At 39.9% G+C, this 12,965-nt stretch carries 13 protein-coding genes; 12 read left to right on the top strand and 1 reads right to left on the bottom strand.

The features are described 5' to 3' along the window. Positions 1 to 135 precede the first annotated feature (135 nt). The 10 genes from mgtA to ABKA15_RS06965 all read left to right on the top strand — a co-directional run bounded on the left by mgtA (position 136) and on the right by ABKA15_RS06965 (position 10,321). Positions 136 to 2,790, top strand: coding sequence for a magnesium-translocating P-type ATPase (mgtA, locus tag ABKA15_RS07010; protein WP_049512481.1), 2,655 nt, complete (start codon positions 136 to 138; stop codon positions 2,788 to 2,790). Positions 2,791 to 2,887: 97 nt separating this feature from the next. Then, positions 2,888 to 3,517: a uracil phosphoribosyltransferase gene (gene upp, locus ABKA15_RS07005; RefSeq protein WP_003025639.1), complete on the top strand. Its 630-nt coding sequence runs from the start codon at positions 2,888 to 2,890 to the stop codon at positions 3,515 to 3,517. A 112-nt stretch (positions 3,518 to 3,629) separates the two neighbouring features. Then, complete coding sequence (locus tag ABKA15_RS07000) at positions 3,630 to 4,220, top strand: ATP-dependent Clp protease proteolytic subunit (RefSeq protein ID WP_049512483.1); 591 nt, start codon at positions 3,630 to 3,632, stop codon at positions 4,218 to 4,220. 91 nt (positions 4,221 to 4,311) lie between these two features. Further along, a complete protein-coding gene (locus tag ABKA15_RS06995; protein ID WP_049512486.1) occupies positions 4,312 to 4,581 on the top strand; it encodes a YlbG family protein in 270 nt (89 codons plus the stop codon). 82 nt (positions 4,582 to 4,663) lie between these two features. Next, positions 4,664 to 5,827 carry an ABC transporter substrate-binding protein gene (locus ABKA15_RS06990; RefSeq protein WP_049512488.1) on the top strand — a complete coding sequence of 388 codons (1,164 nt, stop codon included), beginning with the start codon at positions 4,664 to 4,666 and terminating at the stop codon, positions 5,825 to 5,827. A 393-nt stretch (positions 5,828 to 6,220) separates the two neighbouring features. Further along, entirely contained in the window at positions 6,221 to 7,090 is an 870-nt protein-coding gene (locus ABKA15_RS06985) for a branched-chain amino acid ABC transporter permease (protein WP_049512490.1), read from the top strand. 3 nt (positions 7,091 to 7,093) lie between these two features. Beyond that, the gene (locus tag ABKA15_RS06980) at positions 7,094 to 8,044 is read left to right on the top strand and encodes a branched-chain amino acid ABC transporter permease (RefSeq protein ID WP_049512492.1); all 951 of its coding nucleotides are present in this window, start codon (positions 7,094 to 7,096) and stop codon (positions 8,042 to 8,044) included. Next, a complete protein-coding gene (locus tag ABKA15_RS06975; RefSeq protein ID WP_003034299.1) occupies positions 8,044 to 8,808 on the top strand; it encodes an ABC transporter ATP-binding protein in 765 nt (254 codons plus the stop codon). The genes ABKA15_RS06980 and ABKA15_RS06975 overlap by 1 nt, the downstream gene beginning before the upstream one ends. Beyond that, positions 8,808 to 9,518 carry an ABC transporter ATP-binding protein gene (locus ABKA15_RS06970; RefSeq protein WP_003043423.1) on the top strand — a complete coding sequence of 237 codons (711 nt, stop codon included), beginning with the start codon at positions 8,808 to 8,810 and terminating at the stop codon, positions 9,516 to 9,518. The genes ABKA15_RS06975 and ABKA15_RS06970 overlap by 1 nt, the downstream gene beginning before the upstream one ends. Positions 9,519 to 9,664: 146 nt before the next feature. Further along, entirely contained in the window at positions 9,665 to 10,321 is a 657-nt protein-coding gene (locus ABKA15_RS06965; protein WP_003025613.1) for a CBS domain-containing protein, read from the top strand. Between the two features lie 66 nt (positions 10,322 to 10,387). Here ABKA15_RS06965 and ABKA15_RS06960 read toward each other — a convergent pair whose 3' ends face one another. Continuing rightward, positions 10,388 to 11,251 (bottom strand): YitT family protein, encoded by an 864-nt coding sequence (locus ABKA15_RS06960; RefSeq protein ID WP_049512494.1) that lies wholly within the window; start codon positions 11,249 to 11,251, stop codon positions 10,388 to 10,390. Between the two features lie 154 nt (positions 11,252 to 11,405). Here ABKA15_RS06960 and tmk point away from each other — a divergent pair, with 154 nt between their 5' ends. Further along, on the top strand, positions 11,406 to 12,044 hold the full coding sequence (tmk, locus tag ABKA15_RS06955) for a dTMP kinase (RefSeq protein ID WP_049512496.1): 639 nt from the start codon (positions 11,406 to 11,408) through the stop codon (positions 12,042 to 12,044). Beyond that, complete coding sequence (locus ABKA15_RS06950; protein ID WP_049512498.1) at positions 12,041 to 12,934, top strand: DNA polymerase III subunit delta'; 894 nt, start codon at positions 12,041 to 12,043, stop codon at positions 12,932 to 12,934. Before tmk ends, ABKA15_RS06950 begins: the two co-directional genes overlap by 4 nt. Positions 12,935 to 12,965: the final 31 nt, after the last annotated feature.

Raw genomic sequence — 12,965 nt, 5'->3', positions numbered from 1 at the left:
AACCAGTCGATTGCCATATCTGAGCATTCCTCATGCTCCCTTTGGAATCGACTCTAGCAAATGAACGACATCTGAGCAAAAAGCTGTGTGCAGTTATTTTGTTGCTTGAATGCGTCTTAGATAGAGGAGAAATCAGTGAAAACAGCAAAAGAAAGATTAACAGATGCTCTTCATATGTCTGTAGGGGATACGATGACTTTTTTCAACACTTCCAGAGCAGGACTGACAGAAGAGCAAGTAGAAGAAAACCGTGATCTATACGGTGAAAATGAATTGACCAAAGGGCAAGAAGATTCAATTGTTAAAAAAATTTATGAGTCTATTATCAACCCGTTTACCGTTATTCTTTTACTCATTGCATTGGTGTCTTTGGTGACCAATGTTTGGCTGGCAAAACCAGGTCAAGAAGATCCGACAACGTTTATCATTATTGTTGTCCTTGTCTTGTTGTCTGGCAGTATTCGCTTTGTGCAAGAATTGCGGAGTGACAAAGCTGCCAGTAATCTTTCGCGTATGATTGTCAATACAGTGACAGTTATTCGTGAGGGAAAAGAGCAAGAAATTCCAATTACAGAATTAGTGGTAGGAGACATTATTCGCTTGAGTGCAGGAGATATGTTGCCAGCAGATGTGCTAATTTTGGATTCGCGCGACTTCTTCGTACAACAGTCAGGTTTGACAGGTGAAAGTGATGCGGTTGAAAAAATGGCATTGGATAAATGTGAGACAAAAGAAGCAGATAGCTTGCTTGAGTCTGAAGCACTTGCTTTTATGGGAACCAATGTGATTTCTGGTCGTGCCAGCGCACTTGTACTTGTTGTCGGGGACGATACCAAGATGGGCGCCATTGAGCAAACGCTTAATACGTATGACGAACCTACCTCTTTTGAGCGGGAAATGAACAGCATTTCATGGTTGCTCATTCGTCTCATGTTGGTACTTGTACCCATTGTCTTTCTTATCAATGGTTTGACAGACGGAGATTGGCTGGAGGCTGGTGTATTTGCACTTAGTGTCGGTGTTGGTTTGACACCAGAAATGCTGCCTATGGTCATCACTGCGAGCTTGGCTAAGGGTTCCATTCTTATGGCAAAAGAAAAAGTTGTTATCAAGAAACTTAATGCTATTCAAGATTTGGGAGCGATTGATATTCTTTGTACGGATAAAACAGGAACGCTGACACAAGATGAGATCGTTTTGGAATATCCGCTGGATATTCATGGAGAGCTTGATTTAGCCGTTCTTCGCAGAGCTTATCTTAATTCGTATTATCAAACAGGGCTAAAAAACCTAATGGATCGTGCTATTATCAATCGGACAGAAAAAGAAGCTGAAAAGCACGAAATTGTTTGCAACTTGGACCAAACTTTTAAGAAGATTGATGAATTGCCTTTTGATTTTGAACGCCGCCGCATGAGTGTGTTGGTGCGAGATGATGAAAATGTCGTTAGCATGGTGACAAAAGGTGCTTTGGAAGAAATGTTATCCATTTCAAATTATGTTGAAGATAAAGGGAAAATCCTTCCTTTGACAAAAGAAATTCGTCAAGAAATTTTAGCAGAAGTTGCACAGTTAAATGAACAAGGATTGCGTGTGCTGGGCGTCAGCTATCGCTCAGACTTAGATGCTGACTATGAATACACAGTAGAAGATGAGTCAGACATGATTTTGACGGGGTATCTTGCCTTTCTTGACCCGCCAAAACCTTCTGCGGCGCCTGCTATCAAGGCTTTAGCAGAATATGGTGTTGCCACCAAAATTTTGACAGGTGACAATGAAAAAGTCACAGAAGCGGTCTGTGAGAAAGTTGGCTTAGATGCAGAACATATCCTACTTGGTTCTGTGATTGAAACGATGTCGGATGACGAATTGAGCAAAGTTGTTGAAACCACAACTGTTTTTGCGAAATTATCTCCCGACCAAAAAGCGCGTATCATTTTGCAGCTGAAAGCAAATGGGCACAAGGTTGGTTATATGGGAGACGGCATCAATGATGCACCTTCTATGAAAGTAGCTGATGTAGGGATTTCAGTTGATACAGCTGTCGATATTGCCAAAGAAACAGCTGATGTTATCCTATTAGATAAGGACTTGTTGGTGCTTGAAAAAGGCTTGGTAGAAGGTCGCAAAGTCTATGCTAATATGACCAAATATATTAAGATGACAGTCAGTTCCAACTTCGGGAATATCTTTTCCTTGTTGATTTCAAGTATTTTCCTACCATTTTTGCCCATGGCACCGATTCATTTGATTGTGTTGAATTTGGTCTATGACATTTCTTGTATCGCTTTGCCATTTGACAATGTCGACCGTGAATTTTTGCAAAAACCGCGCATTTGGAGTGCCAAATCCATCACGCGCTTCATGGCTTGGATTGGTCCCATCAGTTCTATTTTTGACTGTATGACCTTCTTGATTTTGTTCTTTATCATTGCACCGATGATGACAGGTTCTGTTTATCATCATGGGATGTCTAGCGAGTTCATCACCATTTTCCAAACAGGCTGGTTTATTGAGTCCATGTGGACGCAAACGATGGTTATCTATATGTTGCGCTCACCCAAGTTACCATTTATTCAAAGTAGACCAGCTTTGTCCGTAGTTATGACAACCCTAGCAGCCGTGTTCTTTGTAACCTTATTACCCTACGGTCCTTTTGCTACGCTTTTAAAAGTGGCTCCATTAAACGGTACTTACTTCTTATTCTTAATCCTTGTCATGATTTTGTATATGGCAAGTGTTACGTTTGTGAAGCATCTTTATATTAAGAAATACCATGAATGGTTGTAAGCAATTGACAATCTTTGAAAAGGCTTGTTTGTCACGAGCCTTTTTTATGTTTTTTTGATATAATAAGAAGAATAAATTGAAAGAAGGAAAACCAATCATGGAAAAATTTCAAGTGATCGCACATCCGCTCATTCAGCATAAATTGTCTATCCTACGTCGTACAGATACCTCTACTAAGGCTTTTCGTGAGTTAGTAAATGAAATTGCTATGCTGATGGGCTATGAAGTTTTACGTGACTTACCATTAGAAGATGTGGAAATTGAAACACCCATTACAAAGACGGTTCAAAAACAATTGGCTGGTAAAAAATTAGCCATTGTCCCAATTTTACGTGCAGGTATCGGTATGGTGGATGGTCTTTTGAGCCTTGTGCCAGCTGCTAAAGTCGGACATATTGGCATGTATCGCGACGAAGAAACCCTAAAACCAGTTGAGTACCTTGTGAAGTTACCAGAAGACATTAGCCAACGTCAAATCTTTGTGGTGGATCCCATGCTGGCGACAGGTGGTTCAGCTATTTTAGCCATTGATTCATTGAAAAAGCGCGGAGCACACAATATTAAATTTGTCTGCCTTGTTTCAGCGCCAGAAGGTGTGAAAGCCTTACAAGAAGCTCACCCAGACGTGGAAATCTTTACAGCAGCCCTTGATGATCATTTGAATGAAAACGGCTATATCGTTCCAGGATTGGGAGATGCAGGAGATCGTCTTTTTGGTACAAAATAATGAGTTTTATGTTTGACCTTTTTTGACCAAAAGGCTATAATAGTCTCATATTTGAAAAATCTCACTAAAAATTGTTAGTCAGATTAAAATATCAGATGAAAAGGAGAATACAATGATTCCTGTAGTTATTGAACAAACAAGCCGTGGAGAACGTTCCTACGATATTTACTCACGCTTATTAAAAGATCGCATTATTATGTTGACGGGTCCTGTTGAGGACAGTATGGCTAATTCCATTATTGCGCAATTACTTTTTCTTGATGCGCAGGATAATACCAAAGATATTTATCTTTACATCAATACGCCAGGCGGTTCCGTATCAGCTGGTCTAGCGATTGTTGATACCATGAACTTCATCAAATCAGATGTCCAAACAATTGTCATGGGGATGGCTGCTTCCATGGGAACCATTATTGCTTCAAGTGGTGCTAAAGGCAAGCGCTTCATGTTGCCGAATGCAGAATACCTGATTCACCAACCAATGGGTGGAACTGGTAGCGGTACGCAACAAACCGATATGGCGATTGCGGCTGAGCATTTGCTGAAAACCCGGAATAACTTGGAGAAAATCCTTGCGGATAATTCAGGGAAAACCATTAAGCAAGTACATAAAGACGCAGAACGCGATTATTGGATGAGTGCTCAAGAAACCTTGGATTATGGTTTCATTGATGAAATCATGGCAAATAATAATTTAAACTAATCATTTGTTTATTACTGTACGAAAAATGTCCTCTGATGGGCATTTTTTTGATATACTTATAAATGATAAAAATAAATTAGAAAGAAAATTCATGTTTAAAAAAGAAGAACGAACAGGTTTGATTGTGTATTTGTATTACAATCGAGATGTGAAAAAAATAGAAACTATTGGCGATATTGTCTACCATTCTAAAAAGCATCGTTACCTCCAGTTGTATATTCCGACAGAGCAAGTAGAAGAGACGATGCAAAAGTTATCTAAGGAAAAATATGTCAAACAAGTACGGATCTGTCACATTCAAGAATTGGACACAGACTTTGTTGGAAACTTGTTTAGAGATAAAGAAAACGTAAACATATAAAAAAATCTCATTTACCACTTGACAATTGTCAGATAATTCGATATATTCTAAACATATCATTTCGGAACGAGGAGATAAGAATATGAAGAAAAAATTTGCTCTATCATTTGTTGCCCTTGCAAGCGTTGCCCTTCTTGCCGCTTGTGGGGAAGTAAAGTCAGGTGGCTCCAATGCAACTGGTACAAAAGTTGCTGATAAAACTATTAAAATCGGATTCAACTTTGAAGAAACTGGTGCAACAGCAGCTTATGGAACAGCGGAACAAAAAGGTGCCCAACTGGCTGTTGATGAAATCAACAAAGCCGGTGGTATTGATGGCAAGAAACTTGAAGTTGTCGACAAGGATAATAAATCTGAAACAGCAGAAGCTGCTTCTGTCACGACTAACTTGGTAACCCAATCAAAAGTAAATGCGGTTGTAGGCCCTGCAACTTCTGGTGCAACAGCAGCGGCAGTTCCTAATGCGACAAAAGCAGGTGTGCCTTTGATTTCACCTAGTGCGACACAAGACGGTTTGACGAAAAATCAAGAATACTTATTCATCGGAACTTTCCAGGATAGCTTTCAAGGTAAAATCATTTCTAAATATGTGACAGAAAAGTTAAAAGCGAAAAAAGTTGTGCTTTATACAGATAACTCAAGTGATTATGCCAAAGGTATCGCAAAAGCTTTCCGTAATGCCTACAAAGGTGAGATTGTTGCAGATGAAAAGTTTGTCGCTGGTGATACAGATTTTCAAGCAGCACTTACCAAGATGAAGGGAAAAGATTTTGATGCGATTATCATTCCTGGTTATTATACGGAAGCTGGTAAAATTGTCAACCAAGCGCGTGGTATGGGAATTGATAAACCAATCGTTGGTGGTGATGGCTTTAATGGCGCAGAATTTGTCCAACAAGCGACACCAGCTAAAGCTTCAAATATCTACTATATTTCAGGCTTCTCTTCAACAGTTGATGTCTCAGCGAAAGCTAAGAAATTCCTTGAAGCTTACAAAGCGAAATACAACAATGAAGAGCCTTCAACATTTGCAGCGTTAGCATACGACTCTGTTTATCTTGTTGCCAATGCTGCCAAAGGTGCTAAAACATCTGTTGACATCAAAGACAACCTTGCTAAGACAAAGAATTTTGAAGGTGTAACAGGTGATACCAGCTTTGACAAAAATCATAATACTGTCAAAACAGCCTTTATGATGACCATGAACAATGGGAAGGTCACAGCAGCTGAAACGGTTAAGCCGTAATCCTTCGCAATAAATTGCTTAAAATATATTTTATAGTGTATAAAAGAGTAACTATTTATGGTGAACATCGTAGATAGTTACTTCTCTTTATACGGGTTAAAAGAAAAGAGGCGGGATAAAAGTCTTAGTCTTAAAAATATGTTTCATTAAGGTTTGTAAGACATAGTGATTGATTGTTAGATATGTGTTTTAAGCTGTTAAAAATCAGTCAACTGTGAAATGAGACCTTAAAAGGTTTAAAGGTTTCATTTGCTCAAACTTAGAATAGATGAGTGAGAAAAATCAATTTTTTTGAAATGATGACTTGACTCGCTCTTTTTTCACAATAGATAAGAAAATGTGAACGATCACATAGTTCTTTCTTCTATACTATAATTAGAAAGTGTGGTGGCCATGCTCCAACAACTTGTTAATGGTCTAATTTTAGGGAGTGTCTATGCTTTGCTCGCTCTCGGCTATACCATGGTTTATGGGATTATCAAGCTCATCAACTTCGCTCATGGAGATATTTATATGATGGGCGCTTTTATGGGCTATTTCCTGATTAACTCCCTTCATCTTAATTTTTTTCTTGCCTTGATTTTGGCAATGATTGGGACGGCAGTTTTAGGTGTGCTGGTTGAGTTTCTGGCGTATCGTCCACTGAGAAATTCGACTCGGATTGCAGCTTTGATTACTGCGATTGGTGTTTCATTTTTCTTGGAATATGTGATGGTCTATTTTGTGGGGGCCAATACTCGTTCTTTCCCACAAGTGATTGAAACGGTTCGTTATAATTTTGGTCCGATTAGTCTCACAAATATCCAATTGATGATTTTGGTCATTTCCTTGATTTTAATGGTATTGCTGCAGGTTATCGTTCAAAAAACCAAAATGGGAAAAGCCATGCGGGCAGTTTCTGTTGATAGTGATGCAGCGCAGCTAATGGGAATCAATGTCAATCGTACAATTAGTTTCACTTTTGCTTTAGGTTCTGCTTTGGCAGGAGCAGCAGGTGTACTCATCGCGCTTTATTATAATTCCCTTGAGCCTTTGATGGGAATGACACCAGGGCTGAAATCATTTGTCGCTGCGGTACTTGGTGGGATTGGTATTATCCCCGGAGCAGCACTGGGGGGCTTTGTCATTGGTCTATTAGAAACCTTTGCGACAGCTTTTGGTATGTCAGATTTCCGCGATGCGATTGTGTACGGTATCTTAATCTTGATTTTACTTGTCCGTCCTGTAGGTATTCTTGGTAAGAATGTGAAAGAGAAGGTGTAAGCGATGAAAAAGAATGTAAAAGTAAATATTCTATGGTTTGTGCTCCTTCTTGCTGGTTACGGTTTGCTGACTCTCCTTGTCAGCGCTGGAGTTTTGAATGATTTTTACTTGCAAATCTTACAGCAAATCGGTATTAACATTATTTTAGCAGTAGGGTTGAATTTGATTGTCGGCTTTTCTGGTCAATTTTCTCTGGGGCATGCTGGCTTCATGGCAATTGGTGCTTATGCAGCTGCAATTATTGGTTCGAAATCTGCTACCTATCCTGCCTTTTTTGCGGCTATGGTGTTAGGGGCATTGATTGCAGGAGCAGTCGCTTTGATTGTCGGGATTCCTACTCTTCGTTTGAAGGGCGATTATCTAGCAATTGCCACACTTGGGGTCTCTGAAATCATTCGGATTTTAATCATCAACGGTGGTGATTTGACTAATGGAGCTGCGGGTATCTTGGGTATTCCTGCCTTTACCAATTGGCAAATGGTATATTTCTTTGTAGTTATTACAACTATTTTGACCATCAATTTTTTGCGCAGCCCAATTGGACGAGCAACCTTGTCAGTTCGTGAAGATGAAATTGCAGCAGAATCTGTGGGGGTCAATACCACTAAAATCAAAGTCATTGCTTTTGTTTTTGGAGCGATGACAGCTAGTATCGCAGGCTCACTCCAAGCAGGATTTATTGGCTCTGTTGTGCCGAAAGATTATACTTTTATCAATAGTATCAATGTCTTGATTATCGTGGTATTTGGTGGTCTTGGTTCTATGACTGGTACCATTGTTGCAGCGATTGTTTTGGGAATTTTAAACATGGTACTTCAAAATGTAGCAAGCATTCGGATGATTATCTACTCTCTTGCTTTAATTTTGGTGATGATTTTTCGTCCGGGAGGACTTCTTGGTACATGGGAATTGAGCCTATCACGCTTCTTTAAAAAAGATAAGGAGGTCAACTAATGGCGCTTCTTGATGTAAAAAACTTAACAAAAAATTTCGGCGGGCTGACTGCTGTTGGCGATGTGACCTTGGAGCTGAATGAGGGAGAATTAGTCGGTCTCATTGGTCCAAATGGTGCTGGAAAAACAACTTTGTTTAATTTACTGACCGGTGTTTATGAACCAAGTGAAGGAAGCGTAACCTTGGACGGTCATTTGCTCAATGGCAAAGCTCCTTATAAGATTGCTTCCTTAGGACTCAGTCGGACATTCCAAAATATTCGCTTGTTTAAAGATTTGACAGTCCTAGAGAATGTCTTGATTGCTTTTGGAAATCACCACAAAGCACATGTTTTTGCTAGCTTCTTTCGTTTGCCAGCTTTCTATAAAAATGAAGCAGAATTGCGTGAGAAAGCATTGAAATTGCTAAAAATCTTTGACCTAGACGGTGAAGCAGAAACACTTGCTAAGAATTTAGCTTACGGTCAACAACGTCGTTTGGAAATCGTGCGTGCTCTAGCAACAGAGCCTAAAATTCTTTTTCTTGATGAGCCTGCTGCGGGAATGAATCCGCAGGAAACAGCAGAATTGACAGAGTTAATTCGTCGCATAAAAAATGAATTCCAAATCACAATCATGCTGATTGAGCATGACATGAGCCTAGTTATGGAAGTGACGGAACGAATTTATGTATTGGAGTATGGTCGTCTGATTGCGCACGGAACTCCTGACGAGATTAAAAATGATAAGCGTGTTATCGAAGCCTATCTGGGAGGTGAAGCCTAATGTCTATGCTAAAAGTTGAAAATCTTTCTGTCCATTATGGCATGATTCAGGCTGTCCGAGATGTCAGCTTTGAGGTCAATGAGGGCGAAGTTGTTTCCCTTATCGGTGCTAATGGTGCCGGAAAAACCACAATTCTTCGAACCATTTCAGGACTGGTTCGTCCAAGTGCAGGAAAAATTGAGTTTCTAGGAAATGAAATTCAAAAAGTTCCTGCTCAGAAAATTGTAGCAGCAGGGCTTTCTCAGGTACCCGAAGGACGCCATGTTTTCTCAGGCCTGACTGTTTTGGAAAACCTAGAAATGGGTGCTTTCTTAAAAACAAATCGTGATGAAAATCAAGCAAATCTAAAGAAAGTTTTTTCACGTTTTCCGCGTTTGGAAGAGCGTAAGAATCAAGATGCTGCAACTCTTTCTGGAGGTGAGCAGCAGATGCTTGCTATGGGACGAGCTCTTATGTCTACGCCCAAACTCCTGCTTTTAGATGAGCCTTCAATGGGACTGGCTCCTCTCTTCATTCAAGAAATTTTTGATATTATTCAAGATATTCAAAAACAAGGCACAACTGTTCTATTGATTGAGCAAAATGCTAACAAAGCCCTCTCAATTGCCGACCGTGGCTATGTTTTAGAAACAGGAAATATTGTCTTGTCTGGCACAGGAAAAGAATTGCTCGCTTCCGATGAAGTCCGCAAGGCTTATCTCGGTGGGTGAAAAAAGGAGAAAGAAGTGGTTTTCTACTTCTTTTTTATTCACTAATAATATTCTTGAAAACATAAGCAAGTACCTTGAAAGCGTTTGAAATAAACTAGAAAATACAGTATAATAGAACTGAAAAATCAAAGATAAAGGAGATTCCCATGGCAGTTAAAGATTTTATGACACGAAAAGTAGTGTACATTAGTCCAGACACGACGGTAGCGCATGCGGCGGATATTATGCGGGAGCAAGGATTGCACCGGCTTCCTGTTATTGAAAATGACCAATTGGTCGGTTTGGTGACTGAAGGAACGATTGCCGAAGCAAGTCCTTCAAAAGCGACCAGCTTGTCTATCTATGAGATGAATTATTTGCTAAACAAGACCAAAATTAAAGATGTCATGATTCGTGATGTGGTGACGGTGTCACAATTTGCTAGCTTGGAAGATGCTACTTACTTGATGCTGAAAAATAAAATTGGCATTTTGCCAGTGGTGGACAATCAGCAAGTATACGGCGTCATTACAGATCGTGATGTTTTTAGAGCCTTTCTTGAAATTGCTGGCTATGGTGAAGAAGGTATTCGCGTGCGTTTCATTACAGAAGATGAAGTCGGTGTGTTGGAGAAGATAGTGCATTTGATTGTCGAAGAAAATCTCAACATCTCTAATGCTGTTAATATTCCACGCAAAGATGGCAAGGTTATCATTGAAGTTCAAATTGATGGCAATGTGGATTTGCCGGCTTTAAAAGCGAAATTTGAAGACAAAGGTATTCAGGTAGAAGACATTACCCGTACGTCAGCAAAAGCATTATAAAATAACAAAAACGCATGAGAGCAGTCTTTTAACTGTGATCATGCGTTTTTTATAATGGGAGCAAGATTATTTCTGAATCGGTTGCTTATTGACATCTAAGGTAAAGCCTTCACCAAGGATTTCATGGGCATCTGTAATGGTAATAAAGGCATGTGGATCGACGCTATGAATAACTTTTTTCATGGATTGCATTTCGTTTCGTCCAACAACGCAGTAAATGAGTTTCAGATCATTCTTGCTGTAGTAGCCTTGCCCATTGATGAAAGTAACTCCGCGACCGAGATCTTCGTCAATTTTCTTTGCTAATTCTTCTGGACGGCTAGTGATAACCATGAAGCCCTTGCCGGCATAACCGCCTTCACCAATCAAGTCAATTACTCGCGAAGCGATAAAGACAAAAATCAAGGTATAAGTCACTAAGCGAACATCTTTAAAAACAAGTATAACGAAAATAAGGACGCAGAAGTCTACAGTAAACATCAATTTTCCCATGGAGATATTCGTATACTTGTTAGCGATTCGAGCAATAATATCGGTACCGCCAGTCGTACCACCGGCATTGAAAACAATTCCTAGTCCAACGCCAGCAATAATCCCTGTCAGAAGCGTCACAATCACGAGGTCGCCTTCAAGGTTAATCACGAAAGGGATTTTTTCAAAGACCGCCAGCCAAGCAGAAACGGCAAAAGTCCCTAAGATACTAGAGTACAAAAGCCGCGATCCAAAAATTTTCCAAGCAATAATGAAAAGAGGAATGTTGATGATGAGATTCATCAGTGAAACAGGAATCTTAAAAAGATAGTATGTAATGAGGGTCACACCAGTTGCGCCTCCCTCATACAAATGATTCGGAATAATCAGATAATTGATTGCAAAAGCAAAAATTCCAGCTCCTAGAATAATCGTTAGATAGTTTTTAAACTTAGACATGCTAACCTCCTAATAATTTCTGTACATTCTATTGTATCAAATCTTGAAAACTTATGTATCATTTTGAAAAAATTTTTTTAAACTTTTTCTGGCAATGATTTTTCTGGAGTTTTTTGTTAAAATAGAAAGGAGAAAAAGGAAGAAATGAGTTAGTATGGCAAAAGGAATATTCATCTCTTTAGAGGGACCAGATGGTGCAGGAAAATCAAGTGTTTTAGAAGCCTTGATTCCGATTTTAGAAGCAAAAGGGCAGGCGCTTGTCACTACGCGTGAGCCTGGTGGAGTGGCAGTTGCGGAGAAGATTCGCGATGTTGTTTTAGATCCGAAGTATACGGAAATCGATGAAAAAACGGAATTGCTCCTCTATATTGCCAGTCGTAGGCAACATTTGGTGGAACGTATTTTACCTGCTTTAGATCGTGGTGAAATGGTGCTGGTGGATCGCTTTATTGATAGTTCGGTGGCGTATCAAGGTTTTGGTCGAGGCTTGAAGGTGGCTGATATTGATTGGCTGAATGATTTTGCGACCGACGGTTTGAAGCCAGATTTGACCCTTTATTTTGATATTGAAGCAGAAGAAGGCTTAGCCCGCATTGCTAAGAGCAGGGAGCGTGGAGCGGATCGCTTGGATCGTGAAAGTGTGGAATGGCATCGGCACGTGCGTGAGGGGTATTTGTCTATTCTTGAAAAAGAACCAAATCGTGTGAGAAAGATTGATGCTAGTCAGCCATTAGAAAAGGTCGTTGCAGATACTTTAGCAGTATTGGCAGAACAAGTTGAGAGTTTAAGATGAAAATAGAAGAAATAGCTCAGTTGCAGCCAGTTTTGTTTGAGCGTTTTGAGCACATTTTACAGCAACATCGGCTGAATCATGCTTATCTGTTTACAGGGGCTTTCGGCAGTTTTGAAATGGCTCAATGTTTGGCACAGAGCTTGTTTTGCACCAATAAAAATAGCGTTCTTCCTTGTGGAGAATGTCGAAATTGTCGGTTGATAGAAGAAGAAGATTTTTCAGATGTGACAGTCGTCCGTCCTGTCAATCAGATTATCAAGACAGAGCGAGTTCGAGAATTGGTACGCAATTTTTCGCAGTCTGGATTTGAAAGCAGCAAGCAAGTGTTTATCATTTGTGATGCGGACAAGATGCATGTCAATGCAGCTAATTCGTTGTTGAAAGTCATTGAAGAGCCGCAAAGTGAAGTGTATATTTTCTTGTTGACAGCGGATGAAAATCTTATTTTGCCCACGATTAAAAGCCGAGCGCAGCTATTTCATTTTCCAAAAAATCAAGCCTATTTGCTTGAAAAATTGGAGCAGGCTGGGCTGATAAAGACACAAGCAGAATTGTTAACTGCTTATAGTCAAACAGAAGAAGAAGCCTTACGTTTGGCAGCCAGCCCAACTTTTTTTGACTTGGCAGCAGAATGTGAGCGTTTTGCATCGCTTTGCTTAAATCGAAAAGAGGCCGCTTATTTGCAGGTTGCGAAGTTGGCTAGTCTGGCAGATGATAAGGAAAAGCAAGAACAGGTTTTGAAACTCTTGGAGCTTCTCTTTGCAAAAGAAATGCAAACAACGTGGGGATGCTTCTATTTAGAAGGTATATTTACAGCAAGAAAAATGTGGCAAGCCAATGTTAGTTTTCAAAATGCACTAGAATATATGGTGTTACAAGAAAGAGAATGATGTGCTACGTTGGCACAGGGAAATGGTAGTG

The organism is Streptococcus sp. KHUD_010 (assembly GCF_040207525.1).
GTDB lineage: Bacteria > Bacillota > Bacilli > Lactobacillales > Streptococcaceae > Streptococcus > Streptococcus hominis.
Note: the sequence above shows the minus strand (reverse complement) of the source record. Positions and strands in the feature narration are given on the sequence as shown.

Coding starts and splice junctions, on each gene's coding strand:
- upp (WP_003025639.1), top strand. CDS start 2,888: ATGGAAAAATTTCAAGTGATCGCACATCCGCTCATTCAGCATAAATTG.
- ABKA15_RS07000 (WP_049512483.1), top strand. CDS start 3,630: ATGATTCCTGTAGTTATTGAACAAACAAGCCGTGGAGAACGTTCCTAC.
- ABKA15_RS06995 (WP_049512486.1), top strand. CDS start 4,312: ATGTTTAAAAAAGAAGAACGAACAGGTTTGATTGTGTATTTGTATTAC.
- ABKA15_RS06990 (WP_049512488.1), top strand. CDS start 4,664: ATGAAGAAAAAATTTGCTCTATCATTTGTTGCCCTTGCAAGCGTTGCC.
- ABKA15_RS06985 (WP_049512490.1), top strand. CDS start 6,221: ATGCTCCAACAACTTGTTAATGGTCTAATTTTAGGGAGTGTCTATGCT.
- ABKA15_RS06980 (WP_049512492.1), top strand. CDS start 7,094: ATGAAAAAGAATGTAAAAGTAAATATTCTATGGTTTGTGCTCCTTCTT.
- ABKA15_RS06975 (WP_003034299.1), top strand. CDS start 8,044: ATGGCGCTTCTTGATGTAAAAAACTTAACAAAAAATTTCGGCGGGCTG.
- ABKA15_RS06970 (WP_003043423.1), top strand. CDS start 8,808: ATGTCTATGCTAAAAGTTGAAAATCTTTCTGTCCATTATGGCATGATT.
- ABKA15_RS06965 (WP_003025613.1), top strand. CDS start 9,665: ATGGCAGTTAAAGATTTTATGACACGAAAAGTAGTGTACATTAGTCCA.
- ABKA15_RS06960 (WP_049512494.1), bottom strand. CDS start 11,251: ATGTCTAAGTTTAAAAACTATCTAACGATTATTCTAGGAGCTGGAATT.
- tmk (WP_049512496.1), top strand. CDS start 11,406: ATGGCAAAAGGAATATTCATCTCTTTAGAGGGACCAGATGGTGCAGGA.
- ABKA15_RS06950 (WP_049512498.1), top strand. CDS start 12,041: ATGAAAATAGAAGAAATAGCTCAGTTGCAGCCAGTTTTGTTTGAGCGT.